We start from the raw sequence: 23178 nt of genomic DNA on the forward strand, positions 1-23178 counted from the left end.
GCAAGAACGAATGACTGAAACCGTGTTGAAAGTGGCCGGCGCGTCCAAGCGCTTCGGCGGTCTGCAGGCGCTGTCGGACGTCGCCATCGAGATCCGCAAGGGCCAGGTCTACGGCCTGATCGGTCCGAACGGCGCCGGCAAGACGACCTTCTTCAATGTCATCACCGGCCTGTACGTGCCCGACGCGGGCACCTTCGAGCTGGGTGGCCAGGCCTACAAGCCGCAGGCGGTGCACCAGGTCGCCAAGACCGGCATCGCGCGGACCTTCCAGAACATCCGCCTGTTCGCCGAGATGACGGCGCTGGAGAACGTGATGGTCGGCCGCCACGTGCGCACGAGCTCGGGCCTGATCGGCGCGGTGCTGCGCACGCCCGGCTTCAAGCGCGAGGAAGCCGAGATCGAGGCCCGCGCCCGCGAGCTGCTGGCCTACGTGGGCATCGAGCGCCATGCCGACTTCAAGGCGCGCACGCTGTCCTACGGCGACCAGCGCCGGCTGGAGATCGCGCGGGCGCTGGCCACCGATCCCAAGCTGATCGCGCTGGACGAGCCGGCGGCCGGCATGAACGCGACCGAGAAGGTCGTGCTGCGCGAGCTGATCGACCGCATCCGCAACGACGGCCGCACCATCCTGCTGATCGAGCACGACGTGAAGCTGGTGATGGGCCTGTGCGACCGCGTGACCGTGCTGGACTACGGCAAGCAGATCGCCGAGGGCACGCCCGCGGACGTGCAGCGCAACCCCAAGGTGATCGAGGCGTATCTGGGCGCGCACGCGGCCCACGAGGCGCACGCGGCTCCCTGACCGGCACAAGGAAAGCAAGACGATGGCAGACAACATCCTCCTCAAGGTCGAGGGGCTCAAGGTCGCGTACGGCGGCATCCAGGCGGTCAAGGGCGTGGACTTCGACGTCCGCCAGGGCGAGCTGGTGAGCCTGATCGGCGCCAACGGCGCCGGCAAGACGACGACGCTCAAGGCCGTGACCGGGCTGCAGCCGCTGGCCGTGGGCGACATCAAGTTCCTGGACCGCTCGATCAAGGGCCAGGGCGCCTGGAACCTGGCCAAGCAGGGCCTGGTGATGGTCCCGGAAGGTCGCGGCACGTTCACGCGCATGACCATCACCGAGAACCTCATGATGGGCGCCTACATCCGCAACGACGCGGAGATCGAGGCCGACATCGACAAGGTCTTCGGCCTGTTCCCGCGCCTGAAGGAACGTCGCAACCAACTGGCCGGCACCATGTCGGGCGGCGAGCAGCAGATGCTGGCGATGGGCCGCGCGCTGATGGCGCGTCCCAAGCTGCTGCTGCTGGACGAGCCCTCGATGGGCCTGTCCCCCATCATGGTCGACAAGATCTTCGAGGTCGTGAACGACATCCACCGACAAGGGGTCACCGTGCTGCTGGTCGAGCAGAACGCCAGCCGCGCGCTGGAACTGGCGACCCGCGGCTACGTGATGGAGTCCGGCACGATCACCATGCAGGGCGACGGCAAGACGCTGCTGAACGACCCGAAGGTGCGGGCCGCCTATCTGGGCGAGTGAGCCCGGCGGAAGCAGCAACGAGAAAGGGCCGCGAGGCCCTTTTTTCATGGTCCCGCGACTGCCGTGACCTGGCGTCGCGAGACGCCCGCTGCGACGGCGTCCGCCAAACCCGCGGGCCAGCGCCTGAGCGCGCCACCGCTGCAGCCGCGGCGCGTCACGCTTTGTCAGGAGCGGCGTTTGCAGCGATTGGAAATCGCTCCGGCAGCCTCATCATTGCCCGATGTCCGCCGACCCCGCCGCCAAGCCCCGCCTACGCCGTCCCGTGCGGCCCAAGGCCGAGGCGCCCGTGGCCGCCCACGATTTCCACCCCGCCGTGCAGGCCTGGTTCGCGCGCGCGTTTCCCGCGCCCACGCCCGCTCAGGCCGCCGCCTGGCCGGCGATCCAGGCGGGCCGGCACACGCTGGTCGCCGCGCCGACCGGCTCGGGCAAGACGCTGACCGCCTTCCTCGCCGCGCTGGATGCGCTGGTGCGGCGCGGCCTCTCGCCCGAGGGCCTGCCGGACGAGTGCTGCGTCGTCTACGTCTCGCCGCTCAAGGCGCTGTCCAACGACATCCAGCTCAACCTCGAGGCGCCGCTGGCCGGCATCCGCGAGGAGCTCGCCCGCCTGGGCCTGCCCGACGTCCATCTCCGCACGGCGGTGCGCACCGGCGACACGCCCGCCGGCGAGCGCCAGCAGGTGCTGCGCCGTCCGCCGCACATCGTCGTCACGACGCCCGAGTCCTTGTACGTGCTGATGGGCTCGGCCTCGGGGCGGCGGATGCTGGCGTCGGTCCGCAGCGTGATCGTCGACGAGATCCATGCGCTCGCGTCGAGCAAGCGCGGCAGCCACCTGGCGCTGACGCTGGAGCGGCTGCAGGCGCTGACCGGCGCGCCGCTGACGCGCATCGGCCTGTCGGCGACGCAGAAACCGATCGAGGTGGTGGCGCGCTTCCTCACCGGCGACGCGCCCTGCGAGATCGTCGACATCGGCTACGGCCGCGAGCGCGATCTCGCGCTGGAGCTGCCGCCCACGCCGCTGTCCGTCGTGATGTCCACCGACCAGTGGGAGCAGGTCTACGCCCGGGTGGCGGAGCTGGTGCTGCGGCACCGCACGACGCTGGTCTTCGTCAACACCCGCCGCATGGCCGAGCGCGCCGCGCGCCACCTGGGCGAGCGCCTGGGCCGGGAGCGGGTGGCCGCGCACCACGGCAGCCTCGCCAAGGAGGCGCGGCTGCAGGCCGAGCGGTGCCTCAAGGCCGGCGAGCTGCGGGTGCTGGTGGCCACCGCCTCGCTGGAGCTGGGCCTGGACATCGGGGAGGTGGACCTGGTGTGCCAGCTCGGCTCGCCGCGCTCGATCGCGACCTTCCTGCAGCGGGCGGGCCGCTCGCGCCACCAGGTCGGCGGCGTGCCCAAGGCGCGGCTGTTCCCGCAGACCCGCGACGAGCTGGTCGAATGCGCCGCGCTGCTCGACGCCGTCCGGCGCGGGGAGCTGGACGCGCTGCGCGTGCCCGTCGCGCCGCTGGACGTGCTCGCGCAGCAGATCGTGGCGGAGGTCGCCTGCCAGGAGTGGGGCGAGGCCCCGCTGTACGACCTGATCCGCCGGGCCTGGCCCTATCGCGCGTTGTCGCGGGAGGACTTCGGCGCCACGCTGCGCATGGTCTCGGAGGGCTTCGGCACCCGCCAGGGGCCGCGCGGCGGCTACGTGCACCGGGACGCCGTCCACCAGTTGCTGCGCGAGCGCAAGGGCGCGCGCATGACCGCGCTGACCTCGGGCGGGACCATTCCCGACGCGGGCGACTACACGGTGATCCTGGAGCCGCAGGCCGACAAGATCGGGACCGTCAACGAGGACTTCGCCGTCGAGAGTCTGGCCGGGGACGTGTTCCAGCTCGGCAACACGAGCTACCGCATCCTGCGCGTGGAGCCGGGGCGCGTGCGGGTCGAGGACGCGCAGGGGGCCGCGCCCAACATTCCGTTCTGGCTGGGCGAGGCGCCCGGGCGCACCGACGAGCTGTCGCAGGCCGTGTCGCGCCTGCGGGCGGACTTCGAGCGGTGCTGGCGCGCGGGCGGCGAGGCTGACGCGCTCGCCTGGGCGCGCGAGGTGCTGCGACTCGACGAGGAGTCCGCGGCGCAGCTGGTGGACTACCTCGCGCGCGGTCTGGCCGCGCTGGGTGTGCTGCCGACGCAGGACCGCATCCTGCTGGAACGCTTCTTCGACGAGAGCGGCGGCATGCAACTGCTGATCCATTCGCCACGCGGCAGCCGGCTCAATCGTGCCTGGGGCCTGGCGCTGCGCAAGCGCTTCTGCCGCCAGTTCAACTTCGAGCTCCAGGCCGCGGCGACGGAGGACGTGATCGTGCTGTCGCTGTCGACCAGCCACAGCTTCCCGCTGCCCGAGGTGGCGCGCTACCTGCACAGCGCCAGCGCCGAGCACGTGCTGATCCAGGCGCTGCTGGACGCGCCGCTGTTCGGGGTGCGCTGGCGCTGGAACGCGACGACCGCGCTGGCGCTGCCGCGCATGCGCGGCGGGCAGAAGGTCGCGCCGCAGTTGCAGCGGATGAAGTCCGAGGACCTGCTCGCGGCGGTCTTCCCCGATCAGGTCGCGTGCCTGGAGAACATCGTCGGCGAGCGCGAGGTGCCCGACCACCCGCTGGTGCGGCAGACGCTGGACGACTGCCTGCACGACGCCATGGACACGGCGGGCTGGCTGGCGCTGCTGCGCCGCATGGAGGCCGGCGAGGTCGAGGTGATCGCGCGCGATCTGCCGGCGCCGTCGCCGCTGGCGGCCGAGGCGCTCAACGCGCGGCCGTATGCCTTCCTCGACGATGCGCCCATCGAGGAGCGCCGCACGCTGGCCGTGCAGAGCCGGCGCTACGGGGAGCCCGCGCCGGGCGATGAGCTGGGTCAGCTGTCGCCCGAGGCCATCGCGGCGGTGCGCGAGGAGGCCTGGCCGCGCGCCCGCGACGCCGACGAGATGCACGAGGCGCTGCTCACCCTGGGCGTCGTGACCGATGCCGAGGCCGCCGGGCAGGCGCAGTGGTCGGCGCATCTGGCAGCACTGGTGGCCGCGCGCCGCGCGACGCGGCTGGTGCCGGTGGGCGAGGGCGGTGCGGGCCCGGGCGCTCCGTCGGCCGGGACGACGTCGAAGGCATCGAGGGCTAGGCCGGCATCGTCGGATGAGCGCGGTGCCGGGCACGCGCCGGGCGACGCGGGCGGCGGGCTGTGGGTCTGCGTGGAACGGCTCGCCGATCTGCGGCTCATCCATGCGGGCGCGGCCGAGCATCCGTCGTTGACACCGCCGCCGGACTTCGCGCAGCCGTCGGGGTCGCGCGAGGACGCGTTGCGGGACCTGCTGCGTGGGCGACTCGGCGGGCTCGGCCCGGTGACGGCGACCTCGCTCGCGACGGCGCTTCGGCTGCCGCGCGCGGACATCGAGGGCAGCCTGCTCGCGCTGCAGACCGAAGGCGTCGTCATGCAAGGACAGTTCACGCCGGGGCGCGCGGCCGATGCCGACGTCGAATGGTGCGAGCGCCATCTGCTCGCCCGGATCCATCGCTACACGCTGAAGCGGCTGCGCCAGGAGATCGAACCCTGCCAGCCGCGCGATTTCATGCGCTTCCTGCTCGACTGGCAGCACGCGGGCCCGACGCATCGGCTGGAAGGTCGCGAGGCCTTGCCGGAGGTGCTCGCGATGCTGGAAGGCTATGAGGCCGCGGCCGGTCAATGGGAATCGGAGATCCTCCCCGCGCGCCTGGGCGACTACGCCAGCGCCTGGCTGGACGAGCTGTGCACGGCGGGGCGCATGACCTGGTCGCGGCTGCGGCCGTCGACCTCGGCCGGCGGCGGCGCGGGCGGCTCGTTGAAGACAACGCCGGTGCTGCTGGTGCCACGCCGGCAGGCGGCGGTGTGGTCGCGCGTGGCGCCCTCGGGTGAGGACGGCGCGGGCGAGCCCGGCTCCCGCGCGCAGCGGGTGCTGGCCTTCCTCGCCAGCCATGGCGCCGCGTTCTTCGACGAGATGCGACAGGACACGCGCTTGTTGCCGGCGGAACTCGAGGACGCGCTGGCCGAGTTGGTGCAGCGCGGTCGCGTGACCTGCGACAGCTTCGCGGGCCTGCGGGCGCTGATGCGGCCCGCGTCCAAGCGCACGCCCTCGCGGGCATCGGCGGCGCGCGCCGGGCGCGGCGGCCGGGCCTTCCTGCCGCTGACGGGCGTGGAGGACGCGGGGCGGTGGTCGTTGGTGGCGGAGCGCCTGGAACCGGCGTCGCCGGAGGACGTCGAGCATGTGGTGCGGACGCTGCTGCGCCGTTATGGCGTGATCGCGTGGCGCCTGCTGGAGCGGGAAGCGGCCTGGCTGCCACCGTGGCGGGCGCTGGTGCGGGTGTGTCGACGGTTGGAGGCGCGGGGTGAGCTGCGCGGGGGACGTTTCATCGCCGGGCTGAGCGGCGAGCAGTTCGCGCTGCCGGAGGCGGTGGCGCGGCTGCGCGAGGTGCGGCGGCAGAAACCGGACGAGCGCTGGACCGTGCTGTCCGCCGCCGATCCGGCGAACCTGCTGGGGACGGTGGTCCTCGGCGAGAAGCTGCCGCGGATGGCGGGCGCGCGCGTGTTGTGGCGCGGCGGTGTGCCCGTGGCGACGCAGCAGGGCGGGGAGACGCGGTGGCTGGTCGAGCTCGAGATGGCGGAGCGGCGGGAGGCGGAGCTGTGGTTGCTGGGCGGAAGACCCTCACCCCGACCCTCTCCCGCAGAGCGGGAGAGGGAGTGAGCCGGGCCGTGCGATCGGGGCGTGGGGGCGAGTGGCGGGGTGCCGGAAGACCCTCACCCCGACCCTCTCCCGCAGAGCGGGAGAGGGAGTGACCCGGTCCGGGCGATCGAGTCGTTGGGGCGAGTGGGCCAGTGGGCGAGTGGCCGGGGTCAGGCGGCGAAGCCGCCGTCGATCAGCAGGTCGCCGCCGGTGACGAAGCCGGCTTCGGGACCGGCCAGGTAGGCCACCATCGCGGCGATCTCGTCGGCCTTGCCGTGGCGGCGCAGCGCCATCAGGTCATGCAGGCCGGCGCCGAACTCGGTGTTCTCCGGGTTCATGTCGGTGTCGACCGGGCCCGGGGCCACGTTGTTCACCGTGATGCCGCGCGGACCCAGGTCCCGCGCCAGGCCCTTGACCAGGCCGACCAGCGCCGACTTGCTCATCGCGTAGGTCGCGCCGCCGGCGAAGGGCATGCGCTGCGCGTTGGTGCTGCCGATGTTGATGATCCGGCCGCCTTCCTTCATGTGCCTGGCCGCCGCCTGCGAGGCGACGAAGACCGAGCGCACGTTCACCGCCACGGTCTGGTCGAAGTCGGCCAGGGTGAAGCTCTCCAGCGGGCCGACCTTCAGCACGCCGGCGCTGTTGACCAGGATGTCCAGGCGGCCGAACTGCTCGGCCACGCTGTCGATCGCCAGCGTCAGCGCCGCGGCGTCGGTCGCGTCGGCCTTGATCGCGAGGGCGCGGCCACCGGTGGCCTTGATCTCCTCGACCAGCGCCTCGGCGGCGATGGCCGACGCGGCGTAGCCGATGGCGACGGTCGCGCCTTCGCGGGCCAGGCGGCGGGCAGTGGCGGCGCCGATGCCGCGCGAGCCGCCGTGGATGAAGGCGACCTTGCCGTTCAGCGTGCCGGTGGCGGTCTTGGAGGTGGTGTTCAGGGTGCTCATGACGGGTTCCTTGTCGGAAGTGGAGGTTGGTGAAGCGAAGTTTGGGCGTCCGGACCTGATCCCGGTAGTCGATAAACGTCGCTTTCAGCTTCAACCATTGGTATAAGGTCGCCCCATGTTGACCGAACTCCGCAGCTACCTGGACGCCTTCATCGCCGCCGCCGACGAGGGCAGCTTCTCGGCCGCGGCGCGCCGGTTGGGGCTCACGCCGGCGGCGGTCAGCAAGAGCGTCGGCCAGTTCGAGGCCCGTCTGGGCGTGCGGCTCTTCCAGCGCAGCACCCGGCGCCTGGCGCTCACCACCGACGGCGAGCGCCTGTATGGCCAGGTGCGCCTGCCCTGGGGCGAGATCGGCGACGCGCTGACCGATCTGCGCCAGGGCGCCGGCAAGCCCGCCGGGACGCTGAAGGTCGCGCTGGCCCACACCGTGGGCCGCGAGTACTTCGTCCCGTTGATGGGCGAGTTCGTGCGCCGCTATCCGGACGTCGTGCCCGACCTGCATTTCGACAACCGCCAGGTCGACCTCATCGCCGAGGGCTTCGATGTCGCCATCGGCGGCGGCATCGAGCTCACCGACGCCCTGATCGCGCGCGAGCTCGCACGGCTGCGCATCGTGCTGGTGGCCGCGCCGGCCTATCTCCAGGCCCATCCCGCGCCGGGCCACCCGTCCGAGCTCGCGCGGCATCGCGGCCTGCTGCGGCGACAGCTGAGCTCGGGCCGACTCGCGCCCTGGGCCCTGAAGAGCGAGGCGGGCGAGGAGGTCGTCGCCAGCGTGCGGCCCGTGATGGTGCTGGACGACCCCGAGGCGATCGCCCGCGCGGCCGCCACCGGCATGGGCATCGCGATGCTGCCGCGACCGCACGCCTTGCCGCTGCTGGAGCGCGGCGATCTGGTGCGCGTGCTGCCCGACTGGTACGCCGAGGCCCGCCCGCTGTCGATCTACTACACCAGCCGCAAGCTGGTGCCGGCCAAGGTCCGGGTCTTCGTCGACTACATCGTCAAGGAATTCCAGGCCAGCGGGCAGGCCGCGCGCTTCAGCGCGCGCTGAGCCACCGCGGCGTCCCGACGCGCCGCGGACCGCGCACCGTGGTCCGAGACCCGAGACCCGAGACCCGAGACCCGAGACCCACCTGACGCAGTCATGAATTCTTGAATGCTGGAAATCACATCCAGTATGATGGAATGATGGATGTCGACCAACACGTGGCGCGGCGCATCCGCGACCTGCGCGCCCACAGCCAATGGACGCTCGAGCGTCTGGCCGAGCTCAGCGGCGTGAGCCGCTCCACCATCTCCGCGATCGAGCGCGCCGAGACCAGTCCCACCGCCACCGTGCTGCACAAGCTGGCCACGGCCTTCGGCATTCCGCTGGCGGCGCTGTTCTCCGAGGATGCGGAGGACGCCGAGCCCTCGCCGCTGGCGCGTTTCGCGGACCAGCAGACCTGGACCGATCCCGCCTCCGGCTATGTGCGCCGGCAGGTGTCGCCCACCGGCGCCGATCCGGCGATCGAGCTGGCCGAAGTCGTGTTCCCCGCCGGCAAGACGGTGGACTTCAACAGCCCGTCGCGCCGCGTCGTCCATCACCAGCTGGTGTGGATGCTGGAGGGCGAGATGGAGGTCACCGTCGGCGACGAGGCCTGGCGCCTGAAGCCCGGCGACTGCCTGGCCGTGGTGCTGGACCGGCGCATCGCCTTCCGCAATCCCACCCGCAAGGCCGCGCGCTACGCGGTCGCCCTGACCCAGAGAACCCCGAGGACCTCCTGATGAACGCCCCCAAGACCGTCCCTCCGCTCGTGCCTTGCAGCTTCGAGCGCCATGCGCCCGCGATCCTCGAGATCCTCAACGACGCGATCCTGACCTCGACCGCGCTGTACGACTACCAGGCCCGGACGATGGACCACATGGTCACCTGGTTCGACGTCAAGGCCCGGGGCGGCTTCCCGGTGCTGGGCATCGAGGATCCGGACGGCCCGGCGGGCGCGCTGCTGGCCTTCGGCAGCTTCGGCGCCTTCCGGCCGTTTCCGGCCAACAAGTACACGGTCGAGCACTCGGTCTACGTGCGCAAGGACCAGCGCGGGAAGGGCCTGGGCCGCGTGGTGCTGGAGGCCCTCGTCGCGGCCGCGACCGAGCGTCAGCTGCACTGCATGATCGGTGGCATCGACGCGACCAACGCCGGCAGCATCGCGCTGCACGAGCGGCTGGGCTTCCGGCATGTGGGCACGCTGCCGCAGGTGGGCTTCAAGTTCTCGAAATGGCTGGACCTGGCCTTCTACCAACTGATCCTGCCCACGCCCGCCGAACCCGTCGACGGTTGACGTCGAGATCGGACCCCCGAGGCAGAATCCGGACGTTCGGGGCGGGACCAGGCCGGCGTCAGGCCTGCTGGGACGCCTGGTTTTGAGGAATGGAGCGGCATCAATGGCACTGACGAAGAAGGGTGAGTTCTGGTACGGGACCACGTCCGGCGACACCCAGGCGGAACTGCGCAGCTACAGCATTGCGAATCGTCACGAGGCCGTCAGGTTCGCCTCGTCCAAATGCGATTGCGGATGCCGGACCTTCGCGCTGCAGACGGATGAGGAGGCCGGGGTGGCCATCCGCACCTGCACCGACTGCGGGCAGGAGCACCTGATGGGCGACAGTGGGGACCACGTCGCGGACGCCGCGCCCGAGACGCACGAATGCGTGTGCGAGAACGAGGTGTTCGAGCTGGTGTCCGGCGTCTCCGTGTACGAGGGCACCCATGACGTGCGCTGGTACTACATCGCGTGCCGCTGCGTGGAATGCAATCTGGTCGGGGTCTTCGCGGACTGGAAGTGCGAAGCCGGTGATGCGGCGGCCTTCCTCGCGAAGGTCTGAGCGGGACGTCATCGATGGGCGTGACGGGCTCCATGACCCGCGGCGCTGCGATGCTGCCGGGGATCTAGGCTGGGAGCGGACGCACCTGGTGCGCTCAAACGAGCACGAACTTGAACGCTCGAATATGCGGGATCGCCCCGCCATCGCGGCGCAACTGCAAGGTGTGCACGCCAGCGGCGACGCCTATCGAGCCCTGCCGCATGAATTGAAATGCCTCCCAGCCGCCCGTCGTCGCCGCACAGGTTCCGGCAAGCAACTCCATGTCCATTTGGAACTCGGTCGGGCGCGACTCCAAGGCAGCGTACTCGACGTAGAAGTCATAGTTGCCGGTGGCGGGGAATGCGATCTGATACTTCGCCATGCATTCGAACGGCGGTTCTCCCGATGATCGCGGTTGCGTATAGATGACTCCTTCGCCGACGGGTCCTCCGACGAGGATATGAGCCGACGAGTTGAAGTCTGAAGCCCTACGGAGAATGATCGTTTCCATGCTCATCCTTGAGTCACACCTCCGGCACGATGATCGAGAGAAGGGGGAGACGCATCCCCAACGTTGATGAGACGGACTCGAGGCGAATCGCCTGATTTTCAGCTGGAGGACACCGTGCTCCCATACGCTGGTCGGTGCCGGTGCTGCATCCCCGTGAACGTGATGCCGGCCGTACCTGCACCAGCGCCTACCGACCTTGACTGCTGCTCATGAGGGGCGCCATGGAACTTCGTTGCGAGCCAGGAGCCGCAGCGACACAGCGTGTACGCCACTTCGATACTGATCAGCGGCCACTAGTTGAGACTGTTTGCGGCAGCACTGCGGCCAGGCCGAGGACTGCTTCAGGCTGGTGTGAGACGTTCGTCGCTGAAGGCCTAAACAGCGGGAGCTGTCAACACCGGTCATCGAGCGCCGGCAGCTTCGACCGACCACTTCACGGCCGATTCCCGCCCCCCGAACACGGCCAGCGAGCGGGAGGCGGCGCCAAACGACCGCTCCCGCAGACCCCATCCGGCTCAATGCGACCCGTTGCGACCGCAGCGTCTTCGTCCCGGCCGGCAGCTATGTGTCCATAGCGGAAGTGCAGTTAGGCCAGGTGCGCCGCCAAGAACCGGACGTTCAACGTTCGAGCTAAGCTGCCGCTAGGCAGATGGCTTCCGACCGCCCGGAAGGCAGAATGCCACAGGCCCATGAAGTGGCCAAGCGACGCCCGCCGTAGCGAGTCATGTTGAGCCATTGGTTTGGCGTGATTCGAGAACGCGCGCTCTTCTGCTATCTGGGAGGATAAGACCAACATGCCGACAAGGAAGATCCCTGCAGCCAAGAAGCAAAGTGGCAAACAGCCAGCTAGTACTTCAATCCATCGATTTGAGCCGGCAAAGCTGGACTCACTATTCGTGGCGCTCGATGCAATCGCTTGGCTGGATACGCCCAGCACTGCGCAGGTTGCTCAGTTCGCGGGCATTGACCCTCGTACCGCTGGAAAGCTACTAAAGAACGCATGCCAAATCGGCCTCGCCGATGCCGTAGGGTCTGGCTACGCCTTGACCCTGCCGTACCCTTACAAAGGGTCAAAGGAACAAAAGGAAGCCGTAGTTAAGGAGGCCTTGGTTCGGCTGCCGTTGCTTACTGGAGTTCGGCAGTTCCTACGGTTGGGCGATAGGACCGAAGTAGCGCTTCGTAAAGCTGCAACGATTGCAGGCGTCACACCCTTTGTCCCAACCGACCTTAATCCGCTCTTGGAGTGGGCGCAGACGTTGGGGGCGCTGCAACCCAGTCTAGTTGCCGAAGATCTAGTTGAGGCGGCCGCGATTGGTAAGGAGGAGCGCCACCGGCAAGAAAAGGACCGCCGAATCGCATTTCTTTCTCATAGCTCCAAAGACAAGCCGTTCATTCGTCAACTCGCCGCCGACCTCACCGCAAATGGCATAGATGTATGGCTTGATGAGCAGCGAATACGAGTTGGAGACTCCATTCCGGAAAAGCTGGCACAAGGGCTTGCCGGATCAGACTTCTTCTTGATCGCCATGAGCGAGCACTCAGCTGGTTCGGCGTGGGTTCAGAAAGAGCTGAACAATGCCCTAGTCCATGAGGTTCAGAGGCGCAACGTACACATTCTTCCATTGCGACTGGACGACACGCCAATGCCCACGATCATCAGTGACAAGAAGTACGCCGACTTCTCGAAGTCTTATAAATCGGGGTTGGACGAGCTGCTTGCAGCTTTGAAGGGGAGCGTATGACTGCGACACCAGCGAAGAAGGTTCGGCAAATGCCGAAGGGCGGAAGAAAAGGAGGCTCAGTTTTTCCGCGGGTGGCACTTGCTGATGCCCTCGGTTACGCGAAGAAGTTGGTGAGTAAGACTCATACTGGCCCGCAGACGAGGGACGTGATCCTAATGGGAGTGATCGGCTCGAAGCACGAGAAGGGGGAGGTTGGCATGTCCGCCCTCAAGCAGTACGGCCTCATGACCGGCGACACCAAATCTAACTTCTCCGCAGACGATCTAGCCAAGAAAATCTCAGCGGCACCGCCAGAGGAACTTATCCCGCTGTATCGCAGGGCTGCGCTGAAGCCGGCAATCTTTAGGGCGCTCTTCGAGACGTATCACGGTGACACTGTCTCCAAGGCCAAGTTAAAGCAGCGAGCGGCTGACCTCAAGGTCCACCCCGACGAAACAGGAAACTGTGTAGACCTGTATTCCGCAAGTATGGTCACCGCGCAACTGGTGACCATTGCAGGGGATCAAGTCGCCCATCTCGCCTCTGCCGAAGCATCGGCACCGTCCGTACAACTTAATGATGAAGTAGATTGCAATGCCTCGGAGGCTGAGGCGCTTGCGAGCGACAAATCCGCCGCCAGCGGCAAGTTGGATGGCGTCGTGGCGGCTCCACAAGAAGGCACCACAATGTCCACCAAAGGCGACGGTGCATCGGCACGTGAGATTGATGGGGGAACCGCTCCCCGTGCCGTCTTTAATGTCCACGTGACTCTCGATGCTAGTTTGGATGTCGAGAAGTTGGAAAAACAGTTGGCTTTGCTGCGTCGGTACGGAGCGCTCTAATTGCTTGCTGAGCACGAGCGTTTAGCGTCAGGTGCCCTGGGCTGATGCCCAACCGCCTCGCTCAAGCGTAGCGCCAGCGGCAAGCGGCCACCCCGAGCGGCCCTTTGGTCCACGATGCACTGCGCGGGACGGGCCGTTTGCCGCTGTCGCCCGCTTCGCTCGACAGTTGAACGTCCGGTTCGCGGCGGCGCACTTGGCGTGGCTGTACTTCCGCTATGGGTTGAATGCGCCGGCTCGTCCGTCATTGCAGCGGTCATTCCTGTCTACATGAAACAGTGGGCGGCGACCGGACGGCCTGGGCGGCCGCTTCGCTCACGACAGCCGTCATAGCGGCTGGCTGGTTGACGGCTGTGGCGATGGCGGCTCTGGGGCCGAGACCGTAAGGCCGCCTACTTGCCGCAGAGGACCGCAACCGCTGCAAAGCCGACGCCTTCCCCAAGCTGAAGTCGCCCCGGCATCGCCGCGGAAACGGACCTTAGACTTGGCGAGCCAATCGATCGCCCCAGTCCGAGACCATCTTTCCGGCGGGTCGGCGAAGAGCACCCGAAGCGAACTCAACCCAGGGACGAAGTGAATCGAGCCAGCGCTTACGCGTTGCTTGCAAGCGAGCTGGAGGCATGCCGCCGACTGCCTTGGCTCAGGCTCGTCGACCTGATTGGGCAGAAGCCAGTCGAGAAGCTTGTTGTCGTCGACGGCGAGGAACTTCTGCTTGAGGTTCAGGCCACGTGGGCTTCGGCCAAGAGGTCGTCGGTCCATGTGACCGCCATTGCCTATGGTCCCAGCCACCTGACGATGGAACGTCTCGAGGAGCGTCTGACGATTGCCATGAGTGGCTCCCGTGCCGCATGACTCGAACGACGTCCCGCGCCCCTCATGTGAGGGTCGCCGGCCGGCAACGCCGGACGCGCCGCTGCGGGACACTTGCCGGATGGGGGCAAGTTCATGAATGTCGAGTGGCTGGTGATCCTGGCGATGGCCGTCTGCATCGCGATGCTGCTCTCGCGGCTGTCGCAGCAGGGGCGGCGGCACGACCGCGCGCGCCGTCGCGCCGATCGCCTGACGCAGGTCCTGCTCACGCTGTCGCGCGCGAATCGCATGGTGCTGCGCATCGACGACGAGCACGAGCTCTTCCGCGAGGCCTGCCGGATCTGCATCGACGCGGGCCATGCCGTGCTGGCCACGGTCTACCTGAAGGAGGGCCACCTGGCGCATCGCGTCGCCAGCGCCGGCCCCGCCGCCGAGGTGCTGCGCAATGTGCCGAATCCGCTGGACCTCAGCGCGCCCGAATTCCAGTCCACCTACACCGCCCGCGTGCTGCGCGAGGGCGTCAGCGCGCTCAGCAACAACTACGGGCTGGACGCCACCGGCGGACGCTGGCGCACCGAGGCCGTGGCCGAGGGCATCCGCGCGATCGCCTGGATCCCGGTGCGTCGTGGGGACGCGACCGTGGCCGTTCTGATGCTCTGCGCCGGCGAGCTCGACTTCTTCGACGCCGAGCTCATGGGCTTGCTGGAGGAGTTGGGCGCCGACCTGTCCTACGCGCTCAACCTCATCGACGAACGGCGGCATGCGCACAAACGTGCATGAACGTGCGAAAGCAAGAATAAACGTGCATACTCGCGGCTCTTCATCCGAGAGCCGCCATGTCGACCATCGATCTGCCGCAAGCCCGCCGCCAGCTCATCGCCGAGCGGCTGGCCGCCGGCCACGCCGTCATCGCCGCCGATCTGGCGGCTGAGTTCGGGCTGTCCGAGGACGCCATCCGGCGCGACCTGCGGGCGCTCGCCGCCGAGGGGCTGTGCCGCCGCGTCTACGGCGGCGCGGTGCCGGTCACCGCGGGCGATCCGCCGCTGGCGGCGCGTCTGCGCGAGGCGCCGGATCGCAAGTCGGCCCTGGCCCGCGCCGGCGCCGCGACGGTGCAGCCGGGCGAGCTCGTCTTCATCGACACCGGCAGCACCAACCTGGCCCTGGTGGACTTCCTGCCCGAGGACGCCGGCCTGACCGTCGCCACCAACGGCGTGGACGTGGCGGCGGCGGTGCTGCATCGGCAGGACCTGCGCCTGATCGTGATCGGCGGGGAGGTCGATCCGCATCTGGGCGGTTGCGTCGATGCCGCCGCGGTCGAGTCGCTGCGCGACCTGCGCATCGACCGCTGCTTCGTCGGCGCCTGCGCGCTGAGCACGCAGGGCCTGATGACGCCGCAGTTCAACGAGGCCACCTTCAAGCGCACCGTGATCCGCAACAGCCGGCATCGCGTCGCGCTGATCACCTCGGACAAGGTCGCCGCCCAGGCGCCGCACCGCATCGCCGAGCTGTCGGCGCTGCAGACGGTGGTGCTGGAGCAGGGCGCCGATGCGGGCGTCATCGACGCGCTGCGCGAGGCCGGCGTCGCGGTGATCCAGGTGGAGGCGGCGCGATGAGCGCGTCCGTCCCGACCCTCGCGCCGGCGACCGCCGCCGTGGACCGCCCCGAGCACCGGCTGGCCGTGCGGCTGGCCTTCCTGGTGGCGGGCTTCGGCATCGCCTGCTGGGCACCGCTGGTGCCCTTCGCCCGCGAGCGCCTGGGCATCGACGACGGCGCGCTCGGCGCGCTGCTGCTGTGCCTGGGCCTGGGCTCGGTCGCGGCGATGGTGGCGGCCGGCGCGCTGAGCACGCGCTTCGGCACGCGGCCGGTGATCGTCGGCAGCGGGCTCGGACTCGCGCTCGTGCTGCCGTGGCTGGTGGTCGCCGCTTCGCCGTGGACGCTTGGCCTGGCGCTGATGGCCTTCGGCGCCTGCCTCGGGTCGCTCGACGTCGCGATGAACATCAATGCGCTGGAGGTGGAACGCGGCGCGGGCCGGCCGATGATGTCCGGCTTCCACGCGCTGTACAGCGTCGGTGGCTTCATCGGCGCGGGCGTCATGACGCTGCTGCTGTCGACCGGCTTCGAACCCTTGCATGCGGTGCTGCTCGCCGCCGCGCCGATGGTGGTGGCGATGGTCGTCGCCTGGCCCTACGTGCTGGCGACAGGCCGGTCCGCCGAGGGGCCGCTGTTCGTGCGGCCGCGCGGTGTCGTCTGGCTGATGGCGCTGCTGGCCGCCGCGACCTTCCTGGCCGAGGGCGCCGTCCTGGATTGGGGCGCGCTGCTGATCACCGGCGCCGGCCTGGTGCCCGAGGCGCAGGGCGGGCTGGGCTTCATGCTGTTCTCGGTGGCGATGACCGCGGGCCGCTTCGCGGGCGATGCGATCGTGTCACGGCTCGGCGACCGCGCGACGCTGCGCGTCGGCGGCCTGGTCGCGGTGGCGGGCGTCGCGGCGCTGCTGCTCGCGTCATCACCGATCGTGGCCTTCGTCGGCTTCGTGCTGATCGGCCTGGGCGCGTCGAATCTGGTGCCGGTGCTGTTCCGCCGCGCCGGCCAGCAGAGCGTGATGCCCGCGGCCTTCGCCGTGTCGGCGGTCACGACCGCCGGCTATGCCGGCGTGCTGCTGGGGCCGGCGCTGATCGGCTTCCTGGCGCAGGCGATCGGGCTGGCCTCCGCGTTCTGGCTGCTCGCCGCGCTGCTGGTGCTGGTGCCGCTGAGCGCCGGTCGTCTGACGCGATAGGGCGGGCGTCGCGCCGCGCTTCAGCGCTCCTCGCGTGAGCCCTGGGGCTCGACGATGCCGCCGTTGCCGTTGCCGTTGCCGTTGCCGTTGCCTTGGCCGTGGCTGGGGCTGTCGCCGGGGCTGGTGTTGTCGCTCTCGTCGCTCGATGCCGCCTGCTGTCGGCGTCGGAAGGCCGCGACCTCGCCCAGCTTGAGCCCCTCGGGCCAGTGGCGCAGCTTCCCTTGTCCGACGCGCTGGGCCTTGTAGATCCCCGTGTGGCCGGAGAACAGATAGCTCACCACGCAGGCGAGCCCGGCGAAGACGCCGATCTCCGCGCCGAAGAGTTCCATCGCCATCAGCGTGCAGGCCAGCGGCGTGTTGGCCGCCCCGGCGAAGACGGCGACGAAGCCCAGTGCCGCGAGCATGGGGAAGGGCAGATGCAGCAGCGGCGCGAGCGCATTGCCCAGCGTCGCGCCGATGTAGAACAGCGGCGTCACCTCGCCCCCCTTGAAGCCGGTGCCCAGCGACGCGACGGTCAGGCCCATCTTGGCGGCGAACTCCCACGGGGCCGCGGGCTGCTGGAAGGCCTCGACGATGGACGGGATGCCCAGGCCCGCGTAGCGCCACGCGCCGGTGAACCAGACCAGCGCCGCGATCGCGAGACCGCCGACCAGCGGGCGCAGCGGCGCGTAGGCGATGTGTCGCTTCATGAAGGCCGAGGCCGCATGGGTGGCCTCCGCGAAGACCATGCCCACCAGCCCGAACACGATGCCGGCGACGAGGACCGCGCCCAGCGACCACGGGCCGATGCCCGGGAGCGCGCCGGCCGCGTAGTGGACGTGATGCACGCCCCACAGGCCGGTGACCTGATCGGCGACGACGGCGGCGACCACGCAGGGCAGCAGCGCGTCGTAGCGCAGGCGGCCGATGGCCAGCACCTCCAGCCCGAAGATCGCGCCGGCCAGCGGCGTGCCGAAGACCGAGGCGAAGCCCGCGCTGATGCCGGCCATCAGCAGGATGCGGCGGTCCTCGGGACGCAATTTGAAGACGTGGGTGAACTGGTCGGCGAGCGCGCCGCCCATCTGCACCGCCGTGCCCTCGCGCCCGACCGAGGCGCCGAACAGGTGCGAGACCACGGTGCTGAACAGGATCAGCGGCGCCATGCGCAGCGGCACGACCTGCCGGGGGTCGTGGATCTCGTCGATCAGCAGGTTGTTGCCGGCCTCCACCTCGCGGCCGAGCTTCAGGTAGAGCCAGCCCACCGCGAAGCCTGCCAGCGGCAGGCCCCAGATCAGCCAGCGATGGTGCTCGCGGGTGGTCGTGGCCCAGTCCAGCGCGAGCAGGAACACGGCCGAGGCCGAGCCGGCCAGCACGGCCACCGCGCAGGCGAGCAGCAGCCAGCGCCCGAGGTAGGGCAGCAGGGGGAGGGGTTCTGGAAGGGTGTCGAAGCGCTTCATCGTGTCGCCGGGTGGGTACGGGGCAAACCTGGTCGATGAAGGCTCGAGGCGAACGCCCACAAAGCCCCGGTCTCCCAGGACGTTGTAGGCATCATCAGCGTCACGTCGGGCGGGGCCCGGCCGTGAGGCGGTTCGCGGAGGCATGCCATCTCCGAAGCGGCGCAGTGTAGCCGAGCCCCCCGGCCGTCGGGTCGTGCGCCGTGCCGGCGCGTCAGCCGGCGAGCAGCGCCGGCAGCCGCCCCAGCGCCGCCGCCAGCGCCTCGTCCTGCATCGCGCTGTCGCCGACCAGCACGGCCGGCGGCAGGTCGCTCCGATGGCACAGCGCGCCCAGCCCCTGGAAGCGCAGCCCCACGCGGGCGGCCCGATCGAGGAAGGCCGCTTCGGTGAGGCCGGGCGGCAGCCACCAGGCGAAATGGAAACCCCCTTGCTCGCCGGTGAGGTGGAGCTGCTCGCGCGGGACCACGGCCTGCAGCGCCTCGACGACCCGCGCGCGCCGCTGCGCATAGACCGCCCGTGAGCGCCGCACGTGGCGCGCGAAGGCGCCGCTTTCCAGGAAGCGGGCCAGCGCCGCCTGCTCCAGCACGCTGATCGAGCGGCCTGTCGCGTACCGGCCGTCCAGGAAGCGCGAGGCCAGCACCCGCGGCACCACCGCATAGCCGATCCGCAGGCCGGCGAACAGGGTCTTGTTGAAGCTGCCGCAGTGAATGACGCGGTCGCCCTGGTCCAGGCTCTTGAGCGCCGGCAGTGGCGCGGCCTGGTAGTTGAACTCGCTGTCGTAGTCGTCCTCGATGAGCCACGCGCCCTGGGCCTGCGCCCAGGCCAGCAGCTCCAGCCGCCGCGAGATCGGCATCGTGACGCCCGTCGGCGACTGGTGCGCCGGCGTGACGTGGACCAGCCTCGCCGCCTCGTGCCGCCGGGCCTCGGTCACCGAGAAGCCGTGCGCGTCGATGGGCAGCGGGATCACGCGATCGGTGTAGCCGCGGAAGATCGTGCTGGCGGTGGGATAGCAGGGATCCTCGACCAGCGTGGTGTCGCCGGGGCCGACCAGCACCCGCGCGCAGAGGTCGATGGCATGGCGGATGCCCGAGACCACCAGGAGCTGGTCCGGGTCGCAGGCGATGCCGCGCGCCGCGCCCAGGTAGCGCGCGATCTGCTCGCGCAACGCGCGCGAGCCGCGCGGGTCCTCGTCGGCCAGGGCCTGGACCGGCGTCGTCCGCAGCGCGTGTGCGAGGCAGCGCTTCCATTCGGCCATCGGAAAGAGGCCGGGATCGGCCACGCGCGCGATGAAGCCGGCGTTCAGGCGACCGGTGTCGGTGGGGGGCGTCGAGGGGCCAGGTCTTGCCGCGATCGAGGCGGGCCGTTCAGGATCGAGGAAGCGATCCGGCACCTGCGCGCAGACATAGGTGCCGGAGCCGGGGACGCCGACCACGTAGCCCTCGGCGCGCAACTGGTCGTAGGCCCATTCGACGGTGGAGCGCGACACGCCCATGCGCTGCGCCAGGCTGCGCGTCGACGGCACCCGGGCTTGCGCGGCGAGCGCGCCGCCCAGGATCTGGCCGCGCAGGGTCTCGTAGACCCAGGCCTGCTTGCCGTTCTCGGCGACGGGCGGCGACATGGCGAGATCGAGGCTCGATTCACGCTTGCCGCGATGGCCGCGTGCGCCGCCTTTGCCAGACGCGCCGTGGTCGCTGAAGGATTCAAGTGGCTGGGTCATCTGTCGAGAAATGGCTCTTGGAGGCCATCCAGTCGGAACGTAGATTCTGCGCTCATCGGGCGACGTTTCCCTGTCGGAGCGCGCCCCGACTCACGCCTGAACCCACGCCATGGACACCGCCCCGACCTCGCCGAACCCCGCCAATCCCGCCAATCCCGCCAATCCCGCCAATCCCGCCAATCCCGCGAATCCCGCCAATCCCGCGAATCCCGCCAACTCCGCGCTCGCCGACAAGCTCGCGAGCCCCGTCGACGCATCGACCGCCCGCCACATCGCCCTGAACACCGGTGCCTTCAGCGTCAAGCCCGGCCAGACGCTGCTCCATGCCGCGCTGGCGGCTGGGGTCTCGGTGCCGTACTCGTGCCAGCGCGGGGCCTGCGGTTCCTGCCGCGTGCGGGTGGTGTCCGGCTCGCACGAGCGCATCCGGCCCGCGACCGCGGACGGCTTCCGCGTCGCCGAGGACGAGCTGCTGATGTGCCAGTGCCGACCCACCTCGGACATGCGGCTGCATGTGCCCGACTGGACGCCCAAGCCCGTGCCGAGGATCGACCTGAGCGCCGCCGACGCGCCGGCCTGGGAGCAGGTGGGGGAGGGCTTCGACCTGCGCGGCGTGCTGGAGGCCCGGCGTCTGAGCATCGAGGCCGTGGAGCGCATCGGGCGCCTGATGACACCCGGCATGACCACGCAGCAGGGCCTGGACGCGGCGGAACGCTGCCTGCGCGAGATGGGTTCGATCCGGACTTGGCACCCGACCTACATCCGCTTCGGCGCGGATGCGCAGTTCCCGTGGAACCGGCCGCTGGACCGGGCGCGCGTGCTGCGGGAGCGGGACGTGATCGTGGTGGACATCGGCCCCGTGTGGGGCGAGTACGAGGGCGATTACGGCGACACCTTTGTCGTCGGCGACGATCCGGAGCACCAGGCCTGCGCGCGGGCCGCGCGCGAGATCCACGCCGAGACCCGTGCCGAATGGGCGCGCGGCCTCACGGGCGTCGAGCTCTACGATTTCGCCGCCGCCCGGGCGAGCGCGCGTGGCTATGAACTGGTGCCCGAGGTGGCGGGACATCGGATCGCGGACTTCCCGCACGCGCTGTACGGAAAGCAGGACCTGGCCAAGGCCGGCTTCGCGCCGGCCCACGGCTTGTGGGTGCTGGAGATCCAGATCCGGCAACCGGAACGGCAGATCGGGGCGTTCTACGAGGATGTGCTGCTGGGGGAAGAGGCCTTGGCCTGAGGTTCGCCCCCCGGGGCGTCAAGGAGGACTGTTCCCTGCGCAATCGCGAAGTCCTCGGTGCGGTCGGCCGCGGCCAGGCCGGATTCGCGATCGATCCGCGGACCGGCCAGCACTTGCCTCCCCCATGGGACGGTATTGCGGCCGATCGATTCGGAGAGACACTGCGCCGTCATTCAAAGGGAGAACAACTTGACAGCTCGCATCTTGTCGATGGCCGCCGGCCTGCTCATGGCCGGCACCCTGTTGACCGCTCATGCCGCGGAGGTGGATTACAAGCTGCTGCCGAACTTCGGCGTCTCGGTCGGAGAGCCGTTCCCGCTCGATGCGCTCGTCGATCCGGAGGGCAAGGCGACCGGGCGAGATCGATGGCTCGGCAAGCGGGTGCTGATCAACTTCTATACGCGGCATTGCGCGCCCTGCATCAAGGAAGTCCCAAAGCTCAATGAAGTGATGAAGCGCCGCGGCGACATCCACGTCCTCGCCATCACGCCCGATTCGGGCGTCGAGGCGGCCAAGTATGCGAAGCAGCACGGACTGAACTGGCCGGTGGCGGCCGATGCGGAGTCATTGCTCTTCAAGCAGTTGAAGGTCATGGCCTTCCCCGCGTTCGCGCTGCTCGACGACAAGGGCCGGCTGATGGCGACCGTCCAGGCCAACCAGCTCGGCGGCGAGGATGGCCACGCCACCGTGGCCGGCATCGAGACCTGGTTGGACACGCAGCTGGCCAAGGCGGCGAACTGAGCGGGGCGGCGTCGCCGCTCCGGCGGCACTGGGCCCCGCCGACAGGGGCCCCGTGGACAGGGGGGCGCGATGTCGCCATGAAGCAGAAGGGGCCCTCGCGGGCCCCTTGTCTTCTTCTGGCGGCCGAAGCCGCGAGCCCGGTGGCAGCTTCGATCAGGCCGGCTTGACCAGCAGCGAACGCGCCCAGGCGTCGGCTTCACGGGCCGGCGTCAGACCGCTGACCTTCACGCGGTCCAGCAGCTCGGCCACGCGGCCGCGGATCTGGCCGACCTCGGCCATCACGGCCGCTTCCTCGCCTTCGCCGCGGAACTCGCGCGCGACGCTGATGATGCCGCCGGCGTTCACCAGGTAGTCCGGCAGGTAGGCGATGCCGCGGGCCTGCAGCGCGTCGCCATCCGCGGCGGTGGCCAGCTGGTTGTTGGCCGCGCCGGCGATCAGGCGGGCCTTCAGCGCCGGGATGGACACCGCGTTCAGCGTCGCGCCCAGCGCGCAGGGCGCTACCACGTCGACGTCCGCCGCCAGGATCTCGCCCACGCCCACCGCCTGCGCGCCCAGCTCGGCCACCGCGCGGGCGACCTTCTCGCCGTTGACGTCGGCGACGACCAGCTTGGCACCGGCCTGGTGCAGGAACTCGGCCAGATGCCAGCCCACCGCGCCCAGACCCTGCAGCGCCACGCGCACGCCGTCCAGCGATTCGCGGCCCAGCACGCGCTTGACGCCTTCATCGATGGAGACGAACACGCCCCAGGCCGTCTTCGGGCTGGGGTCGCCACCGAAGGCGCCGTCGCGCGGGATGCCCGACACGTACTGGGTGTGGGCCATCATGCCCTTCATGTCGGCGGTGGTCGTGCCCACGTCCTCGGCGGTGATGTAGGCGCCGTCCAGCGACTGCACCGCGCGGCCGAAGGCCGCGAACAGCGCGGCGCGGTCGAACTCGCCCTGCGGCTTGATGATCACGGCCTTGCCGCCGCCGAAGGGCAGGTTGGCCAGGGCGTTCTTGTGGCTCATGCCCTGCGACAGGCGCAGCGCGTCGTTCAGCGCGGCCAGCTCGTTGTCGTAGCTCCAGAAGCGGCAGCCGCCGAAGGCCGGGCCGCGCGCGGTGCTGTGCACCGCCAGGATCGCCTTCAGACCGGTCACGGGATCGGCGGCCAGCAGCACGCGCTCGTGCGGGGCCTGGTCCGGGAGACCGAAGAGCGAGGAGGGGAGGGAGTCGGACGAGCCGGCGGCCAGCGCGCGGGCGATGTCGGTGAGGGCGTTCATGGATGAGCCTGCACTTGTGATGCTTGAAGAGAAACCGGCGCCGTGAGCGGCGCCGATGCGACCCGCACGCGCTTGTGACGCATGGGGGGCCGCCAGTGTAAG

The 23178-nt window shown here is 69.8% G+C and carries 20 protein-coding genes and 1 riboswitch; of the genes, 15 read left to right on the forward strand and 5 right to left on the reverse strand.

Annotated features, from left to right (window positions below; genetic code table 11):
* The first annotated feature begins 10 nt into the window (after window positions 1–10).
* The 3 genes from MCHT01_RS06200 (at window position 11) to MCHT01_RS06210 (ending at window position 6279) form a co-directional block, all read left to right on the forward strand.
* Window positions 11–802: an ABC transporter ATP-binding protein gene (locus MCHT01_RS06200; protein ID WP_067063779.1), complete on the forward strand. Its 792-nt coding sequence runs from the start codon at window positions 11–13 to the stop codon at window positions 800–802.
* 22 nt (window positions 803–824) lie between these two features.
* Window positions 825–1541: an ABC transporter ATP-binding protein gene (locus MCHT01_RS06205; RefSeq protein WP_067063781.1), complete on the forward strand. Its 717-nt coding sequence runs from the start codon at window positions 825–827 to the stop codon at window positions 1539–1541.
* A gap of 220 nt (window positions 1542–1761) precedes the next feature.
* Entirely contained in the window at window positions 1762–6279 is a 4518-nt protein-coding gene (locus MCHT01_RS06210) for a DEAD/DEAH box helicase (RefSeq protein WP_084452005.1), read from the forward strand.
* Window positions 6280–6428: 149 nt separating this feature from the next.
* On the opposite strand, the gene MCHT01_RS06215 is transcribed toward MCHT01_RS06210, so the two are convergent.
* On the reverse strand, window positions 6429–7202 hold the full coding sequence (locus tag MCHT01_RS06215; protein ID WP_067063784.1) for an SDR family oxidoreductase: 774 nt from the start codon (window positions 7200–7202) through the stop codon (window positions 6429–6431).
* A 115-nt stretch (window positions 7203–7317) separates the two neighbouring features.
* Here MCHT01_RS06215 and MCHT01_RS06220 point away from each other — a divergent pair, with 115 nt between their 5' ends.
* The 4 genes from MCHT01_RS06220 (at window position 7318) to MCHT01_RS06235 (ending at window position 10058) form a co-directional block, all read left to right on the forward strand.
* The gene (locus MCHT01_RS06220; RefSeq protein WP_067063787.1) at window positions 7318–8247 is read left to right on the forward strand and encodes a LysR family transcriptional regulator; all 930 of its coding nucleotides are present in this window, start codon (window positions 7318–7320) and stop codon (window positions 8245–8247) included.
* 137 nt (window positions 8248–8384) lie between these two features.
* On the forward strand, window positions 8385–8963 hold the full coding sequence (locus MCHT01_RS06225; RefSeq protein ID WP_067064040.1) for a helix-turn-helix domain-containing protein: 579 nt from the start codon (window positions 8385–8387) through the stop codon (window positions 8961–8963).
* A complete protein-coding gene (locus MCHT01_RS06230) occupies window positions 8963–9514 on the forward strand; it encodes a GNAT family N-acetyltransferase (RefSeq protein WP_067063790.1) in 552 nt (183 codons plus the stop codon). The genes MCHT01_RS06225 and MCHT01_RS06230 overlap by 1 nt, the downstream gene beginning before the upstream one ends.
* Before the next feature lie 103 nt (window positions 9515–9617).
* Window positions 9618–10058, forward strand: a complete 441-nt coding sequence (locus MCHT01_RS06235; RefSeq protein WP_067063793.1) for a hypothetical protein — start codon at window positions 9618–9620, stop codon at window positions 10056–10058.
* A gap of 94 nt (window positions 10059–10152) precedes the next feature.
* On the opposite strand, the gene MCHT01_RS06240 is transcribed toward MCHT01_RS06235, so the two are convergent.
* Window positions 10153–10548 (reverse strand): carbohydrate-binding protein, encoded by a 396-nt coding sequence (locus MCHT01_RS06240; protein ID WP_148661416.1) that lies wholly within the window; start codon window positions 10546–10548, stop codon window positions 10153–10155.
* 794 nt (window positions 10549–11342) lie between these two features.
* Here MCHT01_RS06240 and MCHT01_RS25505 point away from each other — a divergent pair.
* The 6 genes from MCHT01_RS25505 to MCHT01_RS06260 all read left to right on the forward strand — a co-directional run bounded on the left by MCHT01_RS25505 (window position 11343) and on the right by MCHT01_RS06260 (window position 16691).
* Window positions 11343–12290, forward strand: coding sequence for a toll/interleukin-1 receptor domain-containing protein (locus MCHT01_RS25505; RefSeq protein WP_084452007.1), 948 nt, complete (start codon window positions 11343–11345; stop codon window positions 12288–12290).
* Between the two features lie 197 nt (window positions 12291–12487).
* A complete protein-coding gene (locus tag MCHT01_RS26050; RefSeq protein ID WP_148661417.1) occupies window positions 12488–13111 on the forward strand; it encodes a hypothetical protein in 624 nt (207 codons plus the stop codon).
* Window positions 13112–13681: 570 nt separating this feature from the next.
* The gene (locus tag MCHT01_RS06245; protein WP_148661418.1) at window positions 13682–13960 is read left to right on the forward strand and encodes a hypothetical protein; all 279 of its coding nucleotides are present in this window, start codon (window positions 13682–13684) and stop codon (window positions 13958–13960) included.
* Between the two features lie 93 nt (window positions 13961–14053).
* The gene (locus MCHT01_RS06250; RefSeq protein ID WP_067063801.1) at window positions 14054–14698 is read left to right on the forward strand and encodes a GAF domain-containing protein; all 645 of its coding nucleotides are present in this window, start codon (window positions 14054–14056) and stop codon (window positions 14696–14698) included.
* A gap of 56 nt (window positions 14699–14754) precedes the next feature.
* A complete protein-coding gene (locus MCHT01_RS06255; RefSeq protein WP_067063804.1) occupies window positions 14755–15531 on the forward strand; it encodes a DeoR/GlpR family DNA-binding transcription regulator in 777 nt (258 codons plus the stop codon).
* On the forward strand, window positions 15528–16691 hold the full coding sequence (locus tag MCHT01_RS06260; protein ID WP_067063806.1) for an MFS transporter: 1164 nt from the start codon (window positions 15528–15530) through the stop codon (window positions 16689–16691). Before MCHT01_RS06255 ends, MCHT01_RS06260 begins: the two co-directional genes overlap by 4 nt.
* Window positions 16692–16711: 20 nt before the next feature.
* Here MCHT01_RS06260 and MCHT01_RS06265 read toward each other — a convergent pair whose 3' ends face one another.
* Together MCHT01_RS06265 and pdxR are read right to left on the reverse strand one after the other, a co-directional pair.
* The gene (locus MCHT01_RS06265; RefSeq protein WP_084452009.1) at window positions 16712–18127 is read right to left on the reverse strand and encodes a voltage-gated chloride channel family protein; all 1416 of its coding nucleotides are present in this window, start codon (window positions 18125–18127) and stop codon (window positions 16712–16714) included.
* A gap of 78 nt (window positions 18128–18205) precedes the next feature.
* Window positions 18206–18289: riboswitch (Fluoride riboswitch) on the reverse strand.
* A gap of 49 nt (window positions 18290–18338) precedes the next feature.
* Window positions 18339–19742 (reverse strand): MocR-like pyridoxine biosynthesis transcription factor PdxR, encoded by a 1404-nt coding sequence (gene pdxR / locus MCHT01_RS06270; RefSeq protein ID WP_067063809.1) that lies wholly within the window; start codon window positions 19740–19742, stop codon window positions 18339–18341.
* Window positions 19743–19950: 208 nt separating this feature from the next.
* Between pdxR and MCHT01_RS06275 the strand changes: the two genes are divergently transcribed.
* Entirely contained in the window at window positions 19951–21075 is a 1125-nt protein-coding gene (locus MCHT01_RS06275; protein ID WP_067063811.1) for a M24 family metallopeptidase, read from the forward strand.
* A gap of 189 nt (window positions 21076–21264) precedes the next feature.
* Entirely contained in the window at window positions 21265–21816 is a 552-nt protein-coding gene (locus MCHT01_RS06280; protein WP_148661419.1) for a TlpA family protein disulfide reductase, read from the forward strand.
* A 153-nt stretch (window positions 21817–21969) separates the two neighbouring features.
* Here MCHT01_RS06280 and MCHT01_RS06285 read toward each other — a convergent pair whose 3' ends face one another.
* A complete protein-coding gene (locus tag MCHT01_RS06285) occupies window positions 21970–23076 on the reverse strand; it encodes a Glu/Leu/Phe/Val family dehydrogenase (RefSeq protein ID WP_084452013.1) in 1107 nt (368 codons plus the stop codon).
* Window positions 23077–23178: the final 102 nt, after the last annotated feature.

It is taken from the genome of Mitsuaria chitosanitabida ATCC BAA-476 = NBRC 102408 (assembly GCF_001598255.1).
Taxonomy (GTDB): Bacteria; Pseudomonadota; Gammaproteobacteria; order Burkholderiales; family Burkholderiaceae_C; genus Roseateles; species Roseateles chitosanitabidus.

Excerpts from the sequence above, each read along its gene's own strand:
- MCHT01_RS06275 (WP_067063811.1), top strand. The coding sequence starts at position 19,951 with ATGGACACCGCCCCGACCTCGCCGAACCCCGCCAATCCCGCCAATCCC.
- MCHT01_RS06225 (WP_067064040.1), top strand. The coding sequence starts at position 8,385 with ATGGATGTCGACCAACACGTGGCGCGGCGCATCCGCGACCTGCGCGCC.
- MCHT01_RS06240 (WP_148661416.1), bottom strand. The coding sequence starts at position 10,548 with ATGGAAACGATCATTCTCCGTAGGGCTTCAGACTTCAACTCGTCGGCT.
- MCHT01_RS06250 (WP_067063801.1), top strand. The coding sequence starts at position 14,054 with ATGAATGTCGAGTGGCTGGTGATCCTGGCGATGGCCGTCTGCATCGCG.
- MCHT01_RS06265 (WP_084452009.1), bottom strand. The coding sequence starts at position 18,127 with ATGAAGCGCTTCGACACCCTTCCAGAACCCCTCCCCCTGCTGCCCTAC.
- pdxR (WP_067063809.1), bottom strand. The coding sequence starts at position 19,742 with ATGTCGCCGCCCGTCGCCGAGAACGGCAAGCAGGCCTGGGTCTACGAG.
- MCHT01_RS06215 (WP_067063784.1), bottom strand. The coding sequence starts at position 7,202 with ATGAGCACCCTGAACACCACCTCCAAGACCGCCACCGGCACGCTGAAC.
- MCHT01_RS06205 (WP_067063781.1), top strand. The coding sequence starts at position 825 with ATGGCAGACAACATCCTCCTCAAGGTCGAGGGGCTCAAGGTCGCGTAC.
- MCHT01_RS06210 (WP_084452005.1), top strand. The coding sequence starts at position 1,762 with ATGTCCGCCGACCCCGCCGCCAAGCCCCGCCTACGCCGTCCCGTGCGG.
- MCHT01_RS25505 (WP_084452007.1), top strand. The coding sequence starts at position 11,343 with ATGCCGACAAGGAAGATCCCTGCAGCCAAGAAGCAAAGTGGCAAACAG.
- MCHT01_RS26050 (WP_148661417.1), top strand. The coding sequence starts at position 12,488 with ATGTCCGCCCTCAAGCAGTACGGCCTCATGACCGGCGACACCAAATCT.
- MCHT01_RS06260 (WP_067063806.1), top strand. The coding sequence starts at position 15,528 with ATGAGCGCGTCCGTCCCGACCCTCGCGCCGGCGACCGCCGCCGTGGAC.
- MCHT01_RS06255 (WP_067063804.1), top strand. The coding sequence starts at position 14,755 with ATGTCGACCATCGATCTGCCGCAAGCCCGCCGCCAGCTCATCGCCGAG.
- MCHT01_RS06200 (WP_067063779.1), top strand. The coding sequence starts at position 11 with ATGACTGAAACCGTGTTGAAAGTGGCCGGCGCGTCCAAGCGCTTCGGC.
- MCHT01_RS06230 (WP_067063790.1), top strand. The coding sequence starts at position 8,963 with ATGAACGCCCCCAAGACCGTCCCTCCGCTCGTGCCTTGCAGCTTCGAG.
- MCHT01_RS06235 (WP_067063793.1), top strand. The coding sequence starts at position 9,618 with ATGGCACTGACGAAGAAGGGTGAGTTCTGGTACGGGACCACGTCCGGC.
- MCHT01_RS06285 (WP_084452013.1), bottom strand. The coding sequence starts at position 23,076 with ATGAACGCCCTCACCGACATCGCCCGCGCGCTGGCCGCCGGCTCGTCC.
- MCHT01_RS06220 (WP_067063787.1), top strand. The coding sequence starts at position 7,318 with ATGTTGACCGAACTCCGCAGCTACCTGGACGCCTTCATCGCCGCCGCC.